Annotated in this window: 19 protein-coding genes and 1 pseudogene; 8 read left to right on the top strand and 12 right to left on the bottom strand. The window is 54.3% G+C overall.

Annotated features, from left to right (window positions below; translation table 11 throughout):
- Window position 1 precedes the first annotated feature (1 nt).
- Window positions 2–1687 (top strand): dihydrolipoyllysine-residue acetyltransferase, encoded by a 1686-nt coding sequence (locus tag MRBBS_RS15875; RefSeq protein WP_014872596.1) that lies wholly within the window; start codon window positions 2–4, stop codon window positions 1685–1687.
- 171 nt (window positions 1688–1858) lie between these two features.
- Window positions 1859–2377 carry a DUF2478 domain-containing protein gene (locus MRBBS_RS15870; RefSeq protein WP_014872595.1) on the top strand — a complete coding sequence of 173 codons (519 nt, stop codon included), beginning with the start codon at window positions 1859–1861 and terminating at the stop codon, window positions 2375–2377.
- A 59-nt stretch (window positions 2378–2436) separates the two neighbouring features.
- Here MRBBS_RS15870 and MRBBS_RS15865 read toward each other — a convergent pair whose 3' ends face one another.
- Entirely contained in the window at window positions 2437–3651 is a 1215-nt protein-coding gene (locus tag MRBBS_RS15865) for a DcaP family trimeric outer membrane transporter (RefSeq protein ID WP_014872594.1), read from the bottom strand.
- Window positions 3652–3838: 187 nt separating this feature from the next.
- The gene (paaX, locus tag MRBBS_RS15860) at window positions 3839–4765 is read right to left on the bottom strand and encodes a phenylacetic acid degradation operon negative regulatory protein PaaX (protein WP_014872593.1); all 927 of its coding nucleotides are present in this window, start codon (window positions 4763–4765) and stop codon (window positions 3839–3841) included.
- A gap of 443 nt (window positions 4766–5208) precedes the next feature.
- On the opposite strand from paaX, the gene MRBBS_RS15855 reads away from it, so the two are divergent.
- From MRBBS_RS15855 to MRBBS_RS20130, 6 genes and pseudogenes are all read left to right on the top strand, one after another.
- Window positions 5209–6369 carry an ABC transporter substrate-binding protein gene (locus MRBBS_RS15855; RefSeq protein WP_014872592.1) on the top strand — a complete coding sequence of 387 codons (1161 nt, stop codon included), beginning with the start codon at window positions 5209–5211 and terminating at the stop codon, window positions 6367–6369.
- A gap of 76 nt (window positions 6370–6445) precedes the next feature.
- Window positions 6446–7321, top strand: coding sequence for a branched-chain amino acid ABC transporter permease (locus MRBBS_RS15850; RefSeq protein WP_014872591.1), 876 nt, complete (start codon window positions 6446–6448; stop codon window positions 7319–7321).
- Window positions 7321–8328: a branched-chain amino acid ABC transporter permease gene (locus MRBBS_RS15845; RefSeq protein WP_014872590.1), complete on the top strand. Its 1008-nt coding sequence runs from the start codon at window positions 7321–7323 to the stop codon at window positions 8326–8328. Before MRBBS_RS15850 ends, MRBBS_RS15845 begins: the two co-directional genes overlap by 1 nt.
- Window positions 8325–9083 (top strand): ABC transporter ATP-binding protein, encoded by a 759-nt coding sequence (locus MRBBS_RS15840; RefSeq protein WP_014872589.1) that lies wholly within the window; start codon window positions 8325–8327, stop codon window positions 9081–9083. Before MRBBS_RS15845 ends, MRBBS_RS15840 begins: the two co-directional genes overlap by 4 nt.
- 15 nt (window positions 9084–9098) lie before the next feature.
- Window positions 9099–9554 (top strand): annotated as a pseudogene (locus tag MRBBS_RS20135) (hemerythrin domain-containing protein); the annotation flags it as partial.
- Window positions 9555–9764: 210 nt separating this feature from the next.
- The gene (locus MRBBS_RS20130; RefSeq protein WP_041635677.1) at window positions 9765–10469 is read left to right on the top strand and encodes an ABC transporter ATP-binding protein; all 705 of its coding nucleotides are present in this window, start codon (window positions 9765–9767) and stop codon (window positions 10467–10469) included.
- 115 nt (window positions 10470–10584) lie between these two features.
- Here MRBBS_RS20130 and MRBBS_RS15830 read toward each other — a convergent pair whose 3' ends face one another.
- From MRBBS_RS15830 to paaK, 10 genes are all read right to left on the bottom strand, one after another.
- On the bottom strand, window positions 10585–11847 hold the full coding sequence (locus MRBBS_RS15830; RefSeq protein WP_014872587.1) for a TRAP transporter large permease: 1263 nt from the start codon (window positions 11845–11847) through the stop codon (window positions 10585–10587).
- Window positions 11844–12362: a TRAP transporter small permease gene (locus tag MRBBS_RS15825; protein WP_014872586.1), complete on the bottom strand. Its 519-nt coding sequence runs from the start codon at window positions 12360–12362 to the stop codon at window positions 11844–11846. Before MRBBS_RS15825 ends, MRBBS_RS15830 begins: the two co-directional genes overlap by 4 nt.
- Window positions 12363–13358, bottom strand: a complete 996-nt coding sequence (locus MRBBS_RS15820; RefSeq protein ID WP_014872585.1) for a TRAP transporter substrate-binding protein — start codon at window positions 13356–13358, stop codon at window positions 12363–12365.
- Between the two features lie 131 nt (window positions 13359–13489).
- Window positions 13490–15535 carry a phenylacetic acid degradation bifunctional protein PaaZ gene (paaZ, locus tag MRBBS_RS15815; protein WP_014872584.1) on the bottom strand — a complete coding sequence of 682 codons (2046 nt, stop codon included), beginning with the start codon at window positions 15533–15535 and terminating at the stop codon, window positions 13490–13492.
- Window positions 15536–15552: 17 nt separating this feature from the next.
- On the bottom strand, window positions 15553–16632 hold the full coding sequence (gene paaE / locus MRBBS_RS15810) for a 1,2-phenylacetyl-CoA epoxidase subunit PaaE (RefSeq protein WP_014872583.1): 1080 nt from the start codon (window positions 16630–16632) through the stop codon (window positions 15553–15555).
- A gap of 12 nt (window positions 16633–16644) precedes the next feature.
- On the bottom strand, window positions 16645–17202 hold the full coding sequence (paaD, locus tag MRBBS_RS15805) for a 1,2-phenylacetyl-CoA epoxidase subunit PaaD (RefSeq protein ID WP_014872582.1): 558 nt from the start codon (window positions 17200–17202) through the stop codon (window positions 16645–16647).
- Window positions 17203–17229: 27 nt separating this feature from the next.
- Complete coding sequence (gene paaC, locus MRBBS_RS15800; RefSeq protein WP_014872581.1) at window positions 17230–17994, bottom strand: 1,2-phenylacetyl-CoA epoxidase subunit PaaC; 765 nt, start codon at window positions 17992–17994, stop codon at window positions 17230–17232.
- A gap of 10 nt (window positions 17995–18004) precedes the next feature.
- On the bottom strand, window positions 18005–18286 hold the full coding sequence (gene paaB / locus MRBBS_RS15795; RefSeq protein WP_014872580.1) for a 1,2-phenylacetyl-CoA epoxidase subunit PaaB: 282 nt from the start codon (window positions 18284–18286) through the stop codon (window positions 18005–18007).
- A 26-nt stretch (window positions 18287–18312) separates the two neighbouring features.
- Window positions 18313–19302 (bottom strand): 1,2-phenylacetyl-CoA epoxidase subunit PaaA, encoded by a 990-nt coding sequence (gene paaA / locus MRBBS_RS15790; protein WP_014872579.1) that lies wholly within the window; start codon window positions 19300–19302, stop codon window positions 18313–18315.
- Window positions 19303–19558: 256 nt separating this feature from the next.
- The gene (paaK, locus tag MRBBS_RS15785; protein ID WP_014872578.1) at window positions 19559–20866 is read right to left on the bottom strand and encodes a phenylacetate--CoA ligase PaaK; all 1308 of its coding nucleotides are present in this window, start codon (window positions 20864–20866) and stop codon (window positions 19559–19561) included.
- Window positions 20867–20925 lie beyond the last annotated feature (59 nt).

The following is a 20925-nucleotide window of genomic DNA, read 5'->3' as shown; positions in this document are numbered from 1 at the left end:
TATGAGCGAGCAAGAAATCAGGGTCCCCGATCTAGGTGGGGCAGATGAAGTTGAAGTGATTGAAATACTGGTCAGCGCCGGTGATTCGGTGGTCGAAGAAGATCCGATTCTGACGGTTGAAACCGACAAGGCATCGGTAGAGTTGCCGTCACCGGGCGCGGGTAAGATCGTAAAGATCACTGTTAAAGTGGGTGACAAGGTCAAAGAGGGCGACGTTGTCGGTATTCTTAGTTCTGATGGTGCAAGTTCTGATGGCGCTTCAGGTGACAACAGCGCACCAGAGCCTGAACTCAGAGCCAAAGATGACGCACCGGCTAAGTCTGACGACAGCGCCAGCAAGCCAGCGCCGCGGAAAAAATCCGGCGGCACGCGCACAGAAACCGTGAAAGTGTCTGGCCTCGATGGTTTTGATAACATTCCGATCATCGAGCTTAACGTGTCTGAAGGCGACGACGTTGACGTCGAAAGTGCGCTGGTTACCGTGGAGTCCGACAAGGCGACCATGGAAATTCCATCGCCCTTAGCCGGCAAAATTGGCAAGATTCTGGTTAAAGAAGGCGACAAGATTTCCGAAGGCGACGACCTGCTGGAAATGATCATCACTGACGATGGCTCAGACGACGGCGACGACGCCGACGACTCAGCCCCAGCTGATAGCAGCGATGTTGGCAAAAAGCCGCCAGCCGAGCCTAAGCAGCCGGCTGCGGCTAGCGATACCGAAGCCAAACCTGCGGATACCGGTTCGGTGACCTATGAGGCGCCCGCCGCTGGCAGCAAAGTGCACGCCGGCCCTGCGGTTCGCAAGCTGGCCCGTGAACTGGGTGCAGACCTGGCCCGGGTGAAAGGCTCCGGCCCGAAAAGCCGTATTGTTAAAGACGACGTGCACGGCTATGTGAAGGCTCAGCTGCAGCAGGCACAGCAGGGCGCCGTAGTGCCCGGCGCTGGCAGCAGCGGCATTCCTGGCGTGAAATTGCCAGATTTCAGCCAGTTTGGTGAAGTTGAACGGGAAGGCATGTCGCGCATGATGTCTGTTACGGCGCTGAACATGCACCGCAGCTGGCTGAATGTGCCGCACGTCACTCAGTTCGAAGACGCCGACATCAGCGATATGGAAGATTTCCGTAAATCGTTGAAGCCATTGGGTGAGAAGAAAGGCGTGAAAATGACGCCGCTGCCGTTCATGCTCAAGGCCTGTGCCGCGGCCCTGGCTGAATTGCCCCAGTTCAACGTCGCCCTGGATATGGATCGCAAAGAAGTTGTACACAAGAAGTACATCCACATCGGTATTGCAGTGGATACGCCCCACGGTTTGATGGTTCCGGTGATTCGTAATGTGGACCAGAAAGGCCTGTGGGAGTTGGCGGCTGAAAGCGCAGAGCTGGCTCAGAAAGCCCGCGATAAGAAGCTGAAGCCGGCAGAAATGCAGGGCGCCTGTTTTACCATTACCAGCCTTGGCGGTATTGGAGGCACGGCCTTTACGCCAATCGTGAATACGCCGGAGGTGGCAATACTGGGTGTGTCCAAAGCGGCGATGAAGCCAGTTTGGGACGGTAAAGTCTTCCAGCCGCGGCTGATGCTGCCGTTGTCACTGTCTTACGATCACCGTGCGGTGAACGGGGCAGACGCCGCGCGCTTTACTTCGGCGCTGGCTCGGCTAATGGGTGATATTCGTACCCTGTTGCTGTAAGCAAGAGTGAGGGGGCCGGTTGCTTAACCGCACCGATCCCTGACCTAAAGCAACCGCTTTGGCGGTGCAAGTCAGTACACTAGGGGCGTAGAGCAATCTGCGCCCTTTTTGTGTTTTATAGCGCGGGTGGTTTCAACAGAAAACGCCGACACACGCTTCAGGACGGTCTTCATGGCACACCCATTACAGCTGGCAGCGATTATCTACGACAACGACAGCCAGCCCGTAGACGCCCTGCTGCACAGTCTGGCCAATCATTACAACCGCAAGGGCATTCGCGTGGCGGGCCTGGCCATGGCGCTGAACGAGCAGGGCCTGCGCCGTGAGCCTATGGCAGTGCAGGACGTGGAAACCGGCACCGAGTACTCCATAGCCCAGACTCTGGGCAAAGAATCGCAATCCTGCTGCCTGGATCCGTCTGGCTTGGCGGATGCGACCGGCGTTTTGCGCGCGGCCGTTCACAATCCACCAAAACTGGCCATTGTGAACCGCTTCGGACAGCAGGAAATCGACGGCAGGGGTTGCCGTGCAGAGTTCGTTCAGTTACTTGATGCGGGCATACCGGTGTTGACGGTAGTGAAACGTAAATTCCTGAAACAATGGCATGAGTTCGGCGGAGAGGAAGCGGTTGATCTGGTGTTTTCTGAGGCGCCGGTACAGCAGTGGTGTGATGGGCTTTTGAAAAGGTGAGGCCAGAAACAACGATGCCCCGGAAGTCCGGGGCATCGTTGTTTGCTTAACAGTACTGTTTAAAAGTTGTACTGAGCTGCAAACAGCAGGCGGCTTGCGTCGCCGTCATCGCCATTCTGAGCTTCTTTCATACCATACTGGTATTCAACGCCCATCATCACGTTCTTAACAGGGGTCCACTTGTAGTTTGCCATAACTGCAGAGATAGACTCAGCATCCGTCGCTTTAACTGCTCCGGCATCAAAAGCATCGTCCAGATCCACTTGGGTCATGCCGTAGCCAATGTTGACGCTGCTGCCGCCGCCGAGGTTCAATGATGCACCAATAGTTCCGCCGTAGCCGGAAATGGTGTCCATATCGTCGTTGGCATCAACATAACCACTCATCGCTCCTGCGCGATACAGATAGCTGCTGGCGCCATCGGTGTAGCTCAGTGAGCCCTGAATTGTGATCATGTCTGACAGAGCCATGTTAGCCGCAACAAACGTTGCATAGCCAAAGGCGGTGTCATCAGCTGTTCCAGTGTCATAGCCCAGTTGTTGTGCTAAAACGGCAGCCGAGTAATTTAGGCCTCCGGCTGAGTCTTGTATCCGTGCTGTGATTGCCGGCAAGCTTATCTCTTGGGAGGTTTTGAGGTTTGTCGTGATGCGCCCGACATAAATTGGTTTGCCATCCACATCGGTCGCAATTTGTGTGCCTGCAAACGTCACAACGTCTTTTCCTGAAATCGATGCTTTTGGATCTTCTAGAGAAATGGACAGCGGGCCAGTTGTGTAACGTAGCTGCGCGGTGCGGCTTTGGTAACCTGCAGCGCCTGGGAGGGAGTCAAAGTCCAGAGTTCCGGTGTTGCCTACGAAACTGGTAAAGTTGGACCAGGTTTGACCCGCCAGAACGCCTTTATATGAACCGTAGGCATGACGTAGGCGTACTGAGCCACCGCCGCTGCCGCGGAAATCGCCCTCAATGTTGACTGTTAGGCCTTCGGGGCTGGTTGTTTTTACACCAATTCTGCTTTGAAAAGCGTCCGCGCCGAAGCTGCCGGTTGCTTCGTTATCTTCAGCAGCGCCGACATTGATTGCGTTGTAGTCAAACGAACGGGTAGACGATGAAACGTCCTCATCGATATCGTAACTGGCGTTCAGCCGGGCATAACCGTATACGCTGGTGTCCCAGCCGCCAGCGTCAAAACTCACGGCGCTTGCCGGACCGGCCATACCAAGAACTGCTATAGCAGCCGTCGCACGAATGGCCATTCTCAATTTATTACTTTGCATTGTTATTAACTCCACATATTTATTGTTGTCGGATCCGTGCACTAACCTAGTTACCAAGCGCACATAATTCAATGACTATTTTTCGTTTGTTAGACTATTGTCTACGTTCTTGGGCTGTTTGGGCTAATCCGAAAGTGGCATTTTGAGCGAACATTGTTGCCCTAGATACGAGTAGAAGGCTTAAGTTTTACGGCTCTAACCCCCCAAAGCGGCGATAGAATCCAGCCCCCGGAACAGGCAGCGGGCCGGATGCGTTTTCCAGATTGCAGGCCAGGAATTCGTCAGAGCGCGCGTAAATTGCGAGGTAAAGATTTTGGCACAGCTGCTTGGCGCCGTGCCCTTCCCAGTCACTTGGCAATAGCTCGTCAGGCAGAAAAGGGTCGCGCAACAGTATTTTTCGGTATTCGTGAATCAGCAGAAGCCGTGCGGCTAGACAGTCTTCGGGGCTTAGGTTGTCTTTATTGTTAAGCTCTCGCCATAGCGGGCGGAATTTTCCCAAGAAGCGTTTGTAGCGCAAACCCAGTTCATCCAGATTCCAGCTTTCTTTAATCTGTCTGCGCAGCGCTTTTGAATTGCGTGGTTCAACTGGGTGGGTTTGCATCACAATAGCGTCATCGAAGGCGCCCCATTCTTGTAATAACGGGGTTAATTGTTCGGGTTTGAAGCGCGGGTGTTGCATGATGGTGGGTGATAGATTGCCAAAGCCCAGCCATTTGAGCTCTTCGCGCACTTTTTGCCGCAGTTCAGGTTCAAGCTGATTCAGTAATGTCAGGCACCAACTGCCGTTCCAGTCGCCGTCACCAATACTGTAAACCTGCTCAAACGCCTGCCGGAAACGCCTGAGGCCGTCCCCGGTTATGCTGTAATAGCTACAGCGACCCACTTTTTCAGCCTGCAACCAGCTTTCTTGCACCAACCGGTAAACCGACGTCCTGACCAGACGCTCGCTAATGCCCATAGGCGCGACCAGCTTCATCACGCTGCCTAACCAGACATTACCGCCGCGCGGGTGAATGACATCGCCGTAAATGGTGATGATCAGAGAACCTGCACGTACCGGGCGTTGTTGCTGAAATTCCTGTATCAGACTGGCAAGCTGACTTTTTGCTGACATGTTTTTCTCTTAAAGGATTTTCTGGCAGCGTTCGGCGCCATCAAAGTGCTTAATATTGCGAGGAATGAACCTTATCTCTCTGGCGTCATCAGGTAAAGGCGGCGGGTCAGTTCACCATCGAGCACTGTGTGAGCAATCATCTAAACTAACGTTGGCGGTCAAAAGGCAGCGGCTAGTATGGCCGCCGCAGTTGACATCAACGTAATGATACAATATTTTCTAATTACACATATTGTTGGTATCGTATTTAGCTGGCACTGTGTTGTGAGCGCTGTTTTTGGAGCAAGATGGCTGCTAGATATCATTAATGAGGAAGGCTTCCAGGTGGGGAGTAAGTGATACGAAAATACCCAGCTCTGTCTTGAGAACTCGTTGTAATAGTCGGTAAATCAAACGCATAAAAACAAAATGATTCCGACCTTATTCTGTGGAGAAAAAAAACAATGAATGGAACACTGGCTTATTATACGAAGAAATTTTTAGCCATCACAGCGGCTGGACTGTTGGCGATGAGTGCCCAGGCTGCCGATCCCATCCGCATTGGATCTTTTTTGTCAGTGACCGGCCCTGCATCCTTTCTGGGTGACCCAGAGCTTAAAACCCTGGAAATGTACGTCGAGAAAATTAATGAAGAAGGCGGGGTACTTGGCCGCCAACTTGAATTGATCCACTACGATGACGCTGGCAATGCCTCTAAAGCCCGAAACTTCGCAAGCCGGCTGATTCGTTCAGACAGTGTGGATATTATTGTCGGCGGAAGTACAACCGGTGCCACCATGGCGGCTGTGCCGATGATTGAGCAGGCCCAGATTCCTTTCATCTCGCTGGCAGGCGCGACGGTTATTACAACGCCGGTGAAAAAGTGGGTATTCAAAACGCCGCAGTCTGACCGCATGGCAGCAGAGCGTATTTTGGATGATATGAAGTCCCGTGGTTTGACCAAAATTGGTCTGATTTCCGGTACCGGTGGATTTGGCAGTTCCGGTCGCGAGCAAACCCTTGCGGTGGCTAAAGAGATGGGCACGATTGACGTGGTTGCGGATGAAACCTACGGCGGTTCCGACACCGACATGACTGCACAGTTGACCAATATTCGTGGCGCTGACGGTGTGCAGGCCATTCTGAACTTCGGTTTTGGCCAAGGCCCCGCTATTGTTACTCGCAACTATGCCCAGCTGAGTATTGATCTGCCATTTTACCAGTCTCACGGTGTCGCTTCTGACGGTTTCCTTGAACTGGCGGGTGACAGCGCTGAGGGTCTGAGGCTGCCAGCGTCACCCTTGCTGGTGCCAGCATCCCTGCCGGATTCCAGCCCCCAGAAGCCGATTGTAGAAGCGTACAAAAGTGAATACGAAGCTCGCTGGAACGCTAAGGTATCCACCTTTGGCGCTTATGCCTATGACGGCCTGATGTTGGCGGTAGAAGCCATCGAAAAAGCCGGTACGACAGATAAGGCCGCCGTGCGTGACGCCCTTGAAAATATTCAGGGCCACGTAGGCGTAACCGGCACCTACAATATGTCTGCCGATGACCATAACGGGCTTACTGCTGATTCATTCCGCATTCTGGAAGTCCAGAATGGCAGTTGGAAGCTCGTTAACTAAATCTTTCTTATCCGTACCACAGGCCAGTTGCCGCCCTTGGGGGTGGCCGCTGGCCGCTGCGCGAGCGGACCCGATTATGTTCTCTGAATTTCTGCAATATCTGTTTACCGGTATCACCATCGGTGCGACTTACGCACTGATTGCTTTGGGCTTTACCCTTATTTATAACGCCAGTCATGTTATCAACTTCGCCCAGGGCGAATTTTTGATGATTGGCGGTATGGCAACCGTGTCTTTAACGGCCATGGGTGTGCCAATGTTGCTTGCCATCGTGTTGGCGGTTGTTCTTGCGGGTTTGATGGGTATTGCCCTGCAGCGCCTGGCGATTGCACCGGCAAAAGATGCGAACGTTGTCACGCTGATCATTATTACCATCGGCGCGTCTATTTTTATCCGTGGTCTGGCGCAATTGGTCTGGGGCAAAAAGTACCACGTGATGCCTAACTTCAGCGGCGACGAACCGATTGAAGTATTTGGCGCTGTACTGAACAGTCAGAGCTTGTGGGTGCTGGGCGTGGGTGCGGTGCTGGTAGCGGTATTGGTGTATTTTTTCACCCGTACCATGACCGGTAAAGCGATTCTTGCCACTTCCATGAACAAAGACGCCGCCCGCCTGGTGGGTATTCGCACCCAGATGGTGCTGATGCTGGCGTTCATGGTGTCTGCACTGTTGGGTTCAATCGCCGGCATTGTGGTCGCTCCTATTACGTTCACTTCTTACGATATTGGCATCATCCTTGGTTTGAAAGGCTTTGTGGCAGCGGCCATTGGCGGCCTGGGCAGTGGTGTGGGCGCCGTTGTGGGTGGTTTGGCGTTGGGCGTGGTTGAAGCCATGGCCGCGGGCTACCTGTCGTCTGATTACAAAGACGCGGTGGCCTTCTCGATGATTCTGCTGGTGTTGTTCTTCATGCCCCGGGGCCTGTTTGGCGCCAAAGTTGTGGAGAGGGTGTGATGATCGCGAGACTCTCTGAATTCCGTTTGAAGGGCTTGGTGTTTCTGGCCATTGTGGTTTTTGCTTTGCCTTTGTTTATTTCCAACCCGTTTCATTACAGCCTGGCCACGCAAATCGCGTTGATTGCCGGTGCCGTGGTGGGGCTTAACCTGCTGGTAGGCTTTGCCGGCCAAATCAGCCTGGGGCACGCTGGTTTTTTCGGCCTGGGCGCCTACTTCAGCGCGATCATGACCAGTCATTATGGCTGGTCTGCCATACCTGCGCTGATTATTGGCGCTGTTGGCGTGGGCATTATTGCCTGGGTGGTGGGCCGCCCGATTCTCCGCCTGAAAGGCCATTATCTTTCGATGGCGACCCTCGCCGTAGGCTTCATTATTGCCATCATTCTGAACAACGAGCGGGAGATGACCGGTGGGCCGGATGGTATGCCGGTGCCTGCCTTTGATGTATTTGGCTGGGAGCTCAGCCCGTTTAACCAATACTCCCTGTTTGGCATGGATATCGGCGGTGATCTGGCCTGGTACCTTTTTGCAGGCGTGGTGTTGTTGGTAGCCGTCTGGCTGGCACAGAACTTGATTGACTCGCCTATCGGTCGCGCCTTGCGCTCGGTACACGGCTCAGAGGTGGCGGCCAGCGTGGTGGGTGTTAACACCACGAAGTACAAGAGCCTGGTGTTTGTTATCTCGGCGGTTTACGCCAGCGTAATGGGTGCGCTTTACGCGCATTTTCAGGGCTTTATAACGCCCGCAGTGGCAGGCTTTGAGTTTTCCATTTTGTTGATCACGATGGTGGTGCTGGGTGGCATGGGTTCGACCTTAGGGGTAATCATTGGCGCTGTGGTGCTGGAGTTACTGCCGCAAGTGCTGGCCGATTTTCAAGAGTTTGAGATGGTGCTGTTTGGCTTGATTCTGATGCTGACGATGATTTTCATGCCCAAAGGGCTGCTTCCAACGGCGGCTGACTTCCTGGCAAAACGACGCGCAAAGTCGGCCGGAGGTGACGCATGACGGCCCTGGTGGAAGTAAATAACCTGTCCAAGGCGTTTGGCGGTGTGAATGCTGTAGAAGGCGTGAGCTTCGCGGTAAACGCGGGGCAAGTGTATTCGGTGATTGGGCCGAATGGCGCGGGTAAAACCACGCTGTTCAACCTGATTACCGGTTTATACACGCCCACGGGGGGTGACGTAAAGCTGAACAGCGAAAGCATCGCAAAACTGGAGCCCAGCCAGCTCGCAGAGCGGGGTATGTGTCGCACCTTTCAGCAGATGCAGATTTGCATGAATATGTCGGCGATTGAAAACGTCATGCTGGGCCGCCACCTGACCCTGAAGAGCAATCTGCTGACCACGCTTTTCCGCTTGCCGGCGCTAACCCGGGGTGAAAAAGCCGCCCACGCTAAATCTGCCGAATTGATGGCGTTTGTGGGTTGTGGTGAGTACATCAATGCCGAAGCTTCGGCGATGTCTTATGGTGCTTTAAAGCGCCTGGAGATTGCCCGTGCGTTAGCGGCAGAGCCGAAAATCATTCTTTTGGATGAGCCTGCAGCCGGCTTGAACGCGGTGGAAACCACCGCTTTGGAGGCGTTAATCCGCAAGATTGCCGAGCAGGGCATCACCGTGATGTTGGTAGAGCACGACATGAAACTGGTCATGAATATTTCCGATCGGTTACTGGTGCTGAATTACGGGCGTGTGCTAGCGGAAGGTACACCGGAACAGATTCGTGCTAATCCGGACGTAATCGCAGCTTACTTGGGCGGTTAAACGGAGCGAGGAATAATGACAATGACGCAAACACCGACCACCACAGCGCCTGAAGACACTTTGGGTGTGCAGGCCATCAGCACCATCGTGCAGGAACACCAGGCCCTTTGGCGCATACTCGATTTGCTGGATCAGCTTCAGCACGATATGAACATTAACGAACAACAGCCTGATGAAACGCTGTATAACAATATTTTTGACTACATTCAGCACTTTGCTCGGCGTGTACACAGCTCCCCCGCCGAGATCGTTTTGTACCGTTTGCTGGGAGACAAGTCGCCGGAAACCAAGCCGCTGCTAGACAAGCTTGCTCATGGTTACGTGATTGGTGACCAGAAAATCAACGAGCTTCGTGATCTGTTGACGGTGTGCATGGAGCGCTGGCCCAACGGCCGTGAGGAATTTAGCCATGCGCTGGCACGTTTTACTGAAGCCTTGCGTAAGCACATCAAAAAAGAGGAAGGCGTGGTTATCCCGCGGGCGCGCAAGCTCCTCAGTGAGGCCGACTGGCGCCTGATTACCGAATCCCGTGACCAGGCTAATGATCCGCTGTTTGGCGAGCGGGTGCGGGATGAGTTCCGTGAGCTGCGGCATCGTATCGTGAGTTACACACCGGAGCGCCTGGGTGGCCTGGGGTTGCGTCACGTACCACGTCGAACTGCGCAGCACGCTGCCGAGGAAATGCTTACGATCAAGGGCCTGAAGACCTCTTACGGCCAGATTGAAGCACTTCATGGTGTTGATATCTGCATCAACAGTGGTGAGATTGTGTCACTGGTGGGCGCCAACGGTGCTGGCAAGTCCACATTGCTGATGACCATTTCCGGGCTGCAACCGGTAGACGCCGGCAGTATCACCTTTGAAGGCAAAGACCTGCTAAAGATAACGACCGATCAACGGGTTGCCAGTGGCATCGTGCAGGTGCCCGAAGGCCGCCAGGTATTCAAAGACCTGAGCGTTGAGGATAACTTGCTGTTGGGCGCTTACACCCGTGGCCGTAGCCCCGAAGTGGAAGACGATATCGAGCGCATGTACGAGAAGTTCCCCATACTGCGCCAAAAACGCCGCAACCTGGCGGGCGAACTGTCTGGCGGCCAGCAGCAGATGCTGGCCATGGGCCGGGCGCTGATGGCAAAGCCCAGATTGCTGCTGCTAGACGAACCCAGCATGGGGCTTGCTCCGCTGATTATTGAAGAAATTTTCAATATCATCAAAGCGCTCAAAAAAGAAGGCATGACCATCTTTTTGGTGGAGCAGAACGCTTCCCAGGCGCTGGCGCTGGCCGACCGTGGCTACGTACTGGAAACTGGCCGCGTAGTGGTGGTAGGCTCTGGCCGTGAGTTGTTGAGCAACGAGAAAGTGCGCGAGGCTTATCTGGGTATGTGATGGGAAAAGAGTTCCGCACCCTAAGAATAAAAGCAGATCAGTCATTAACTGATCTGCTTTTATTCGTTTTGGAGGAAAGCTTTGGCGGGTAACTTTGGCTCTGTCGAGCCAATAGTCAAGGCCCTGACCAGCCGGCCAGAATAGGAATATACACGACCATTAGCAGCACGCTGATCAACCCCAGCAAGTAAGGGATAATTGCCCGCGTGATGCGTTCCAAAGGCAGCTGAGTGATTGAGGAAGCCACATAAAGGTTGATCGCTACCGGTGGGGTGATCATTCCGATCGCCAACCCGACTACGATGATCAGGCCAAAATGAATCGGGTCAATTCCCAGTTTAAGCACCAGTGGCAGCAAAACCGGCGTTAAAATAATCAACGCGCTGGCGGTCTCAAGAAATACGCCGGTCAGCAGGATTATGCCCACCACTAACAGCATGATCACGTAAGGATTGGTGGAGAGAGACAGCACCGCTTCAGCAATAGCGCCGGGCACCTGCCAGCTGGATAGCGTCCAGCTCAGCACCGCCGAGGTGGCGATCACAAGCATGATCACAGAGGTGGTAATCGCCGAGCGAATCAAGATGCGATACACATCGCTTAGCTTTAGGTCACGGTAAATGAACAGCGAGACCAGCAACGCGTAGTTGACAGCCACCACCGCGGCTTCGCTGGGCGTGAAGATTCCGGAGAATATGCCTCCCAGAATGATGACTGGCGTCATCAGTCCCCAACTCGCACTTTTTAATGTGCGCCAGATGGTGGCCAGGGAGAAAGGCGTGCCTTTGGGATATTGGCGCTTGTAGGCTTGGGTAATGGCAATGGCCATCAGCCCCAACCCCATCGCCAGCCCCGGCAAAAAGCCGTTCAGGAACAGCTCAGATACCGATTGCTGGGCAATCACTGCATAAATAATCATGGGCACGGACGGCGGGATGACCACCCCGATTGTTCCGCTTGCAGCAATAAGGCTGGCAGCAGACGCGGGGTCATAACCTTTTTTGCGTAACTCCGGCACCAGACTTGCTCCCACCGCCGCTGTGGTCGCCGCTCCGGAGCCTGAAATTGCTGCGAAGAACATCCCTGCCATCACCGATACGATCGATAAGCCGCCCCGTAGAAAGCCGAACAGAGAGTTGGCAAAATTAACGAGTCTCTCGCTCACTTTGCCTTGAGCCATCAGGTCGCCGGCCAGAATGAACATGGGAATGGCCACCAAGGCAAAGGAATTGATGCCCTGAAACATCTGCTGGGTAACCACCATCAAAGGTACACCAGCCTGGCTGAGTGCGACCAGGGTGCTGGCACCTATTGCCAAAGCAATAGGTATACCCAGTAGCATGAGCCCGAAAAAAAGCCCGAACAGTAGCAGCGTCATGGAACGGATTCCTCACGACGCTCGCCATCTATTAAAAGCTCCAATAGATCGACGAAAGCGTACCAGCTCATCACGGCCGCGCAGAGCGGAATCACGGAGTAGACATAGGTCATAGAGAGTCTTAAGGACGCAGATTTCTGAAAGCTCTGAACTTGCATATAACGATAGCCGATCACTACCAGTGCCACCATAAAGGCCAATACCGCCAGGGTGCCGGCAATGCGCGCGGCTTGTCGCAGGCGCACGGGCAGGGCGTCTACGGCAAATGTTACGGCGATGTGCCGGCCACGCTGAAAAGCCAGGGTGCCTGCAAAAAAAGTGATCCACACCAGCAGAAAACGAGCGACTTCTTCAGTCCAGCCGACCGCGCTGAACATCACTCGGGAGATAATCTGCAGGGTAATCACGCCAATCAGTGCTGCCATGCCCGCAAAGACCAAGGGCTGGATGATCGCATCCAGCCCTTGCTCAATTCGCTTTAGTGGCTTTAAAAGCGATTGGGTTTTAGTAGTCACTTATTTGAGCGCTTCCAGAATACGTGGCAGGTAATCACCGAACTTCTCACCGTACTTCTCATACACTGGCACTACGGCGGCTTGAAAAGCCTTGATATCTGGGGTGTCGTTAATCTGCATACCGGCTTCGCGCAGTTCGGCCAGTTGCTGGAATTCCATCTCGGCGTTTACCTGGCGCTCATGTTCGGCAGCTTCCTGGGCGGCCTGGAGGACCACAGCCTGTGCCGCTTCTGGAAGCTTATTCCAGACTGGCATACCCATCACGAAGATGGCCGGGGCGTAAGTATGCCGCGAGAGGGTCATGTAATCCTGGGTTTCGTAGAGCTTAAAGGAATGAATGACATTGGCAGGGTTTTCTTGTCCATCAATGGTGTTTTGCTGCATGGCGGTCAAGGCTTCCGTCCACGCCATCGGAATGGCGTTGGCACCCAATGCGCGGAAGGTGTCCACATACACCGGATTTTCCATTACCCGAATACGCAGGCCTTTCATGTCCTCTGGTGTGTTGACCGGGCGCTCGCTGTTGGTCAAATTACGAAAGCCGCGTTCGGCGTAGGCCAAGCCTTTGAGGTTAACCTCGGAAAGCTTGTCGAGCAGTTCCTGACCAATGGGGCCGTCGAGCACATCGTAAGCGGCTTGCGGTGAAGGAAACAAAAACGGCAGCTCAAAAACCGCCATTTCTTCGACAAAGTTAGCGACCGGGCCGTTGGTGATCACGCCCATATCAACGGTGCCAATTTGCATACCTTCCAGCAGAGTGCGCTCGTCACCTAGCGAAGCGTTCGGATAAAGTTCGATGTTCACCGCACCTTCGGTTCGCTCTGCTACTAAATCCTGAAATTTGACGGCTGCAATATGAAAGCCATCCTGTTCATTGACCACGTGAGCCAAGCGCAGAGTAATCGGATCCATGTTGGTAAATTCAGACGCAAAAGCCGTACCGGTCAACGACAGGGAAAGACCAAACACCAGTGTATTCAACGTGAGTTTTTTCATTGTAGTTTTCCTCAAGTGATGAAGCACCCGGAAGGATGTATCAAAGCGGTGCAGTTTAAAGCTCAGCGTCCAACGATACAAAAAAACCGCCAGAGCTGAACGCTGCTGGCGGTTTTTTATGGCCAGACTAGCTACTCTGGCTTTTTCGCAACCAGGGTCAAAATGTCGTAGCTGGCAACCAGAACGTTGTCTTGATTGGTGACCTGAACATCCCACACCACCACGCCTTGTGGATGGCCATCTGGTGACATCCGGCCCTGATCAATCTTGCGCTTGCAAGTCAGGCGGGCTCGAATGGTATCGCCCGGCGCGACCGGCTCAATGAAGCGCAGGGTGTCCAGACCGTAGTTCGCCAATACCGGGCCTTCGCCTGGGTACACAAACAGACCTGCGGCAGCGGACAGCACAAAATAGCCGTGTGCAATGCGCTTGCCGAACTGGCTTTCGCGGGCCGCGATCTCATCAAAGTGCATGTAGAAGTGGTCGCCGGACAAACAGCCAAAGTTCACCAGATCTGCTTCGGTGACGGTACGGCGGTGTGTTAGCAGCGATTCACAAATCTGCAGGTCTTCGAAATGACGGCGGAACGGATGCACGTCGTTTTCAATCAGTTTGGCACCGCGAACGTATTCGCCGGTGACCGCTGCCAGCATGGTAGGCGAGCCCTGAATAGCCGTGCGCTGCAGGTAGTGATGCACCGCGCGAATGCCACCGAGTTCCTCACCGCCACCAGCGCGGCCTGGGCCACCGTGTTTCAGCATGGGCAGGGGAGAACCGTGGCCGGTGGATTCTTTTGCTGCTTCCGCGTCCAGCAGGTGCAGGCGGCCGTGATAGACGGCCAGTGCCGGTGCCAGTTTGGCAATGATCGCAGGATCACGGGTGGTGACTGTGGTCACCAGTGAGCCGCGGCCCTTGGCAACCAGTTCCACCATGTTGTCCAGGGTGTCGTAGGGAATAATGGTGGCAACCGGGCCGAAGGCCTCGATGTCGTGGGCACCACAACCGTTTTCCGGGTTACGGCACAACAACAGATGCGGTTCGATAAACGCGCCTTTGTTGGTGCCTGGGCCGGTGGGTTTGAAACTGCCGTCTCCGCCCATCACCAGTTCGCTGGTTTTCAGCAGTTCCTGGATGTTGGCTTTCACGTCTTCCAGTTGATCCATGGACGCCAGAGCACCCATGCGCACGCCTTCAACGGAGGGGTCGCCGACGGTAATCTTCGACAGCCGTTCTTTCAGCGTGTTGCACACGGCTTGTACTTGGTTTTGTGGAACCATAATCCGGCGAATCGCGGTGCACTTCTGGCCGGCTTTAGCGGTCATTTCGCGGCCGATTTCACGAACAAACAGGTCGAATTCTTCGTGCTCCGGGGTAACATCCGGGGCCAGAACCGCGCTGTTCAGCGAGTCGGCTTCGGCGTTGAACGGAATCGAGCGCTGGACGATGTTCGGGTGGTTACGCAACATGCGTGCGGTTTTTGCCGAACCGGTAAAAGTCACCACATCCTGCTCTTGCAGGTGCTCGAACAGGTCGCCGGTACTGCCTATGATCAGCTGCAGGCTGCCCTCTGGCAACGCACCGGATTCGTACATCAGGCGCACGGCCAGTTCGGTGACGTAGCAAGTGGAGGTGGCCGGCTTAACAATGGATGGCATACCCGCCAAAAAGGTGGGCGCAAACTTTTCCAGCATGCCCCACACCGGGAAGTTGTAGGCGTCGATGTGGACGGCAACACCACCACGGGGCACCAGAATGTGAGTGCCGGCGAAGTGGTTGTTCTTGCCCAACTGCGTTACCGGGCCTTCGTGCACTACGTTGCCGGACGGCAGCTCGCGCCGGCCCATACTGGCGTAGGAAAACATAGTGCCAAAGCCGCCGTCGATGTCGAAGCCGTTATCCGCTTTGCTGGAACCGGTGTGCATAGACAACGCGTACAGCTCTTTCTTGTGCTCCTGCAGGTACATCGCCATGGCTTTGAGCGCCAGAGCACGTTCCTGGAAATCCATGGCCAGCAGGTTTTTGCCACCGATTTGGCGGCCGTATTCTGCGGCTTTTTTGAAGTCCAGAGTGTCGTCGTGCGTGTGCGCCACAATCTCGCCGTTGATGGCGCTGGGCAGGGCTTTGGCCTGCCGCTCACCAGTCCATTCTCCGGCAATAAAGCTTTTAAGAACTGACATGTAAAAAAACTCCAGAATTACATTTCGTCGTAGTCAAGAACGACCTTGTCGCTGACGGGGTAGCACTGGCATGACAGCACATAGCCTGCGGCTACTTCGTAATCCTCCAGCGCAAAGTTTTGGTCCATTTCCACTTCGCCCTCAATGACCTTGGCGCGGCAGGTTGAACACACGCCAGCCTGGCACGAGTAGGGCAGGTCGGCGCCTTCGTCGTTACCTGCCTGAAGAATGCTCTTGGTATCGCGCACCAGGTCGAAGGTCAGAGAGCGGCCATCGGCTTTTACCGTGACAACGCTGACTGCTTGCGGGTCGACTTTGTTTTCAGCGCGGTCTTTGCGTGCCTTAGGCACACCTCCTACAGGCGTAAAGAGTTCGTAGTGAACGTTCGATTTGTCCATGCCGTGGCGCTCCAGTGAGTCGCGCACGGTTTCGGTCATCATCTGGGGGCCGCAAAGAAACGCAGCGGTCAGGTTCTTGGCGTCGATCCAATGGTCGAACAACCGGTCGCATTTGTCTGAGTCAATGCGGCCGTTGTAAAGATCGATGTCCTGTTCTTCGCGGGTGAAGATGTACACCAGATTGAAACGGGTCATGTATTCGTTTTTTAGATCCTGCAGCTGGTCACGGAACATGGTGCTGCTGGTGCCCTTGTTGCCGTAGAACAAAGTGAACTCGCTTTTGGGCTCGGTTTCCAGAGTGGTTTTAATAATGGACAGAATAGGCGTGATGCCACTGCCAGCGGCGACCGCCAGATAGTTGCCTTTCCGCTCAGGGTCCAGCTCGACGGAGAAATGGCCCTGCGGCGGCATAACGTCCAGAACGGATCCAGTTTTCAAAAGGTCGTTGGCAAAACTGGAAAATACTCCACCGGGTACACGTTTGATGGCAATACGCAGTTCTTGATCATTCACACTGGAACAAATGGAGTAGGTGCGGCGCACTTCTTCGCCGTCTACTTTCGTGCGCACCACTAAGTGTTGGCCTTGTTTGTACTTGAATTTTTCTGCCACGTCGGTGGGCAGGTCAAAGCACAGGGATACGGCGTTTCTTGTTTCCGGCCTGACCTCTTTGAGGGCCAGTGAGTAGAATTTATTCATGGCGTATCGACTCTATATGCATTTGAAATAGTCAAAGGGTTCCAGGCAGTCGCGGCAACGGTAAAGCGCCTTGCAGGCAGTAGAACCGAATTCGCTGACTTGCTCGGTGTGCTTACTGTCACAAAACGGGCAGGTGATGACTTCATCGTTGCCCAGCAGGCTCATTTTGCTGGCACTGCCCTGGGGCGGTGCTATGCCATATACCCGGAGTTTTTCCCGGCCCTCGTCCGTTATCCAGTCTGTGCTCCAGGCTGGGGTCAACACGCGATTAATGTGTGGGTCGCGGATGCCAACGGCGCGCAAGGCTTCGGCAATCAGTTCTTCGATCAGCTCGGTGGCAGGGCAACCGGAGTAGGTGGGCGTGACATCAATGCTCAGATGTTCGCCGTCCCAACTCAGGGCGCGAATAATCCCCAGCTCTATCACGCTGACGGCGGGTACTTCCGGATCTTTGACGTTATCCAGCAGTGCCCAAATTGCGTCTTCTGTCAGCAGTTCGGGGTGGGCGCTGGCCGGTACCCGGTCGCTGGCAATCAGCAGGTCTACAGACGATGGCTCACGTTCATTCACCGGATGTGCTCCCCTTTATAAAAAGATTTACCAGGTGGTCGCGTCCGGGTAGGCGCGAGGCAAAAACTGCATCTCGGCCAAGATAAACCCCAGGTGTTCGGTGTGAACGCCGCTTTTGCCGCCCATATACATCCAGGCGTCTTCCGCGCCAGTTTTTAGGGTGGCTTGGGCTGCGACTTCGCGCACCATGCCAAACCAGTCTTGCTTCAGTTTCTCTGGATCCGGGCCAATGCCGGCCTTGAACATGGCGTGATCGGTTTCGTCTGGCGTCACCAGTTCGCCGGTGAAGCGCCACAGCAGATCAAACGCCTCCTGAATGCGGCGGTGGCTTTCTTCGGTACCGTCGCCCATGCGTTTGACCCACTCTGACGAGCGGCGCAAGTGATAGGTGGCTTCTTTAACGGCTTTCGCGGCGATGTTAGCAATGCGCTCATCGCTGGCATTTACCAGGCTTTTCAGAGTGAAGTAGTGCCACACGTCGAAGAAAAATTGGCGCGCCATGGTGACGGCGTAGTCTTCGTTCGGCTGCTCGACCAACAGCAGGTTGCGATAGTCGAGAGCGTCCCGCAGGAAGCACAGTTTGTCGGCGTCACGGCCGTCGTCAATCAGTTCGGCGGCGTACTCGTACCAGTTGCGCGCTTGGCCAACCAAGTCTAGCCCGACGTTCATTATGGCCATTTCTTCTTCTATCGCCGGGGCTTTGCCACACAGTTCGCAAAGGCGCTGGCTTAGAATCATGTCGGAATCCGCCAGGCGGAGCAGGAAGTCCTGCAGAGCTTTTTGTTCAGTCATGGGTCGCTCCTCACATGTGTCCGACTTCGTCTGGCAGTTTGTAGAAAGACGCGTGCCGATACACTTTGTCTTCTGCCGGATCGAACAGGACTTCTTTCTCGTCTGAGGCAGAGGCCGTAATGGTGTCAGAAGGAACCACCCATATGCTCACCCCTTCGCTGCGGCGGGTGTAAAGATCACGGGCGTTTTCCATGGCCATTTCATTGTCAGCAGCGTGCACGCTGCCCACATGTTTGTGGTTAAGGCCATGCTTGCTGCGCACGAAAACTTCGTAAAGGCGCCATTCAGACATAATTATTCTCCTATCCACGCGCCTGTTTAAGCGGCTGCGCGTTGTTTTTGTTTTGCGGCGTAGGCAACGGCGGCTTCACGCACCCAGGTGCCTTCGTCTATCGCTTTGCGGCGTGTGGAAATGCGTTCACGGTTACAAGGGCCATCGCCTTTGAGTACGTCGTAGAACTCTTTCCAGTCAATGGCGCCGAAGTCGTAGTGACCGGTTTCTTCGTTCCACTTCAGGTCTGGGTCGGGTGCGGTGCAGCCGAGGAACTCCAGCTGTGGAATGGTTTGGTCAATGAACATCTGGCGCAGTTCGTCGTTACTCTTGCGCTTGATCTTCCACACCATGGACTGCTGCGAGTTGGGGGATTCGTCGTCGTGCGGGCCAAACATCATCAACGCCGGCCACCAGAGGCGATTAATAGCATCCTGCACCATGTCTTTCTGGGCCTGTGTGCCTTCACGCATCATGTCCAACAGAATCTGGAAGCCCTGACGCTGGTGGAAGCTTTCTTCTTTACAGACTCGCACCATGGCACGGGAGTAGGGGCCATAGGATGTGCGCTGCAGAACCACCTGGTTCACGATAGCCGCGCCATCCACAAGCCAGCCCACGGCGCCCATATCAGCCCAGTTCAGGGTCGGGTAATTGAAGATGCTAGAGTACTTGGCTTTGCCGTCGTGTAGCTTCTGAATTTCTTCATCGCGATCAGCACCCAGGGTTTCCATGGCGCTGTACAGATAAAGGCCATGGCCCGCTTCGTCTTGAATTTTGGCCATCAGCTGCAGCTTGCGCTTCAAAGTAGGTGCGCGGGTAACCCAGTTGCCTTCTGGTAGCATGCCAACAATTTCCGAGTGGGCGTGCTGGGAAATCTGGCGGATCAGGGTTTTCCGGTAGCCGTCTGGCATCCAGTTTTTGGCTTCGATTTTGGTTTCGGCGTCTATTTTGTCCTGAAAGGTCCGCTCTTCGGGGGACATCTCTTCACGGGTCTTGAGGCGCTTGGTGCCGGTGTCAACGAGCTGTGCGTACATAACTCTCTCCGAATCTGTCTTGTTGGTCTGTTGTAGTTGAACCGCAATGCTTCGCGACGAATCACGGGCTATGTCTTCATACTATATGATACTGGAAAAATTTCAAGCTAGATTATCCTGTATCATATTGACGCTTAAAATATTTAATTTGCTGAATTTGTTGACTAAATTATTGTTGATAAGTTTTGGCTTTTGGATCGCTACATAAACAACAACATTTAAATGATGAGCGCGGTACGTCGCTTAATCATCCGTGTCAGTCTTTACGTCGGTCGAATACGCGCTTTGCTTTGCCTTCCGAGCGGTTGATACTTCCTGCATCCTGCACGTCTATTTTGGTGTTGATACCAACATACGATTTGATGTGATGCGCCAGTTCTTTGGCCGTATGTTCTTTGACGTTCTCGCCTTCTGCGCCAACTCTCAGTTCTACCCGAATATCCACACAGTCCAGGTTGCCTTTTTTGTACACCTCGATTTCGTAATGCGGCGATAGAGCGCGGCATTTCAACACCTGCTCTTCAATCTGGCTGGGGAATACGTTAACCCCGCGGATAATCAGCATGTCGTCGCTGCGGCCAGTTATTTTGTCAATGCGGCGCATGGGACGCGCAGTGCCGGGGAGCAGGCGAGTAAGGTCGCGGGTGCGGTAGCGAAGTACCGGCATGGCCACTTTGGTGAGTGAAGTGAACACCAGTTCGCCGTATTCGCCTTCGGGCAACACTTCGCCGGTTTCCGGGTTAACAATTTCCGGGTAGAAATGGTCTTCCCAGATGGTGGGGCCGTCTTTGGTTTCCAGGCATTCCATACCCACACCGGGGCCCATCACTTCAGACAGGCCGTAGATATCCAGCGCTTGAATACCTAGGCGGTCTTCCAATTCTGTGCGCATTTCGTTGGTCCAGGGCTCGGCACCGAAAATGCCCAGTCGCAGTGGCAGCTTTTTGGGGTCAATGCCCTGGCGGTCAATTTCGTCGGCGATGTTCAGCATATAAGAAGGCGTGACCATAATGATGTCAGGCTCAAAGTCTTTGATCAGCTGAACTTGTTTCTCGGTTTGTCCACTCGACATGGGAATAACGGTGCAGCCCAGGCGCTCGGCGCCGTAGTGAGCACCCAAGCCGCCTGTGAACAGGCCGTAGCCGTAGGCAATGTGAATCTTGTCGCCGGCGCGGCCGCCACCGGCGCGAATGGAACGGGCCACTATGTCGGCCCAGGTTTCAATGTCGCTTTGGGTATAGCCCACAACTGTGGGTTTGCCGGTGGTACCGCTAGAGGCGTGTACCCGGACGACTTTTTTCATAGGTACTGCGAACATCTTGAACGGATAGTTATTCCGCAGATCCTCTTTTCCCGTGAACGGAATTCTGGCGATGTCGTCCAAGCTTTTGATGTCCATCGGCTTCAGGCCAATAGCATCAAACGCATTGCGGTAATGAGGCACGTTAGTGTAGGCGTGCCAGACGCTCCATCGCAGGCGCTGCAGTTGTTCGTGGCGAAGTTCGTCCACGCTGGCAGTTTCCATCCGGTCCAGTTTTCCGACTTTTTGCATTGGTACATCCATTGTTTTGTCCTGTCTTATTCTTGTTGCCCCGGTTTGCTACCGGTTGGCTTTAGTTCCTG

It is taken from the genome of Marinobacter sp. BSs20148, from assembly GCF_000283275.1.
Taxonomy (GTDB): domain Bacteria; phylum Pseudomonadota; class Gammaproteobacteria; order Pseudomonadales; family Oleiphilaceae; genus Marinobacter; species Marinobacter psychrophilus.
This window is presented reverse-complemented; position numbering and strand designations above follow the sequence as displayed.

What these genes read in the sequence shown, in the direction of transcription:
- MRBBS_RS15830 (WP_014872587.1), bottom strand. Translation starts at nt 11,847, where the DNA reads ATGACGCTGCTACTGTTCGGGCTTTTTTTCGGGCTCATGCTACTGGGT.
- paaC (WP_014872581.1), bottom strand. Translation starts at nt 17,994, where the DNA reads ATGACTGAACAAAAAGCTCTGCAGGACTTCCTGCTCCGCCTGGCGGAT.
- MRBBS_RS20130 (WP_041635677.1), top strand. Translation starts at nt 9,765, where the DNA reads ATGCTTACGATCAAGGGCCTGAAGACCTCTTACGGCCAGATTGAAGCA.
- MRBBS_RS15820 (WP_014872585.1), bottom strand. Translation starts at nt 13,358, where the DNA reads ATGAAAAAACTCACGTTGAATACACTGGTGTTTGGTCTTTCCCTGTCG.
- paaA (WP_014872579.1), bottom strand. Translation starts at nt 19,302, where the DNA reads ATGTACGCACAGCTCGTTGACACCGGCACCAAGCGCCTCAAGACCCGT.
- paaB (WP_014872580.1), bottom strand. Translation starts at nt 18,286, where the DNA reads ATGTCTGAATGGCGCCTTTACGAAGTTTTCGTGCGCAGCAAGCATGGC.
- MRBBS_RS15855 (WP_014872592.1), top strand. Translation starts at nt 5,209, where the DNA reads ATGAATGGAACACTGGCTTATTATACGAAGAAATTTTTAGCCATCACA.
- MRBBS_RS15840 (WP_014872589.1), top strand. Translation starts at nt 8,325, where the DNA reads ATGACGGCCCTGGTGGAAGTAAATAACCTGTCCAAGGCGTTTGGCGGT.
- paaZ (WP_014872584.1), bottom strand. Translation starts at nt 15,535, where the DNA reads ATGTCAGTTCTTAAAAGCTTTATTGCCGGAGAATGGACTGGTGAGCGG.
- MRBBS_RS15875 (WP_014872596.1), top strand. Translation starts at nt 2, where the DNA reads ATGAGCGAGCAAGAAATCAGGGTCCCCGATCTAGGTGGGGCAGATGAA.
- MRBBS_RS15850 (WP_014872591.1), top strand. Translation starts at nt 6,446, where the DNA reads ATGTTCTCTGAATTTCTGCAATATCTGTTTACCGGTATCACCATCGGT.
- paaE (WP_014872583.1), bottom strand. Translation starts at nt 16,632, where the DNA reads ATGAATAAATTCTACTCACTGGCCCTCAAAGAGGTCAGGCCGGAAACA.
- MRBBS_RS15845 (WP_014872590.1), top strand. Translation starts at nt 7,321, where the DNA reads ATGATCGCGAGACTCTCTGAATTCCGTTTGAAGGGCTTGGTGTTTCTG.
- paaX (WP_014872593.1), bottom strand. Translation starts at nt 4,765, where the DNA reads ATGTCAGCAAAAAGTCAGCTTGCCAGTCTGATACAGGAATTTCAGCAA.
- MRBBS_RS15870 (WP_014872595.1), top strand. Translation starts at nt 1,859, where the DNA reads ATGGCACACCCATTACAGCTGGCAGCGATTATCTACGACAACGACAGC.
- MRBBS_RS15865 (WP_014872594.1), bottom strand. Translation starts at nt 3,651, where the DNA reads ATGCAAAGTAATAAATTGAGAATGGCCATTCGTGCGACGGCTGCTATA.
- paaK (WP_014872578.1), bottom strand. Translation starts at nt 20,866, where the DNA reads ATGGATGTACCAATGCAAAAAGTCGGAAAACTGGACCGGATGGAAACT.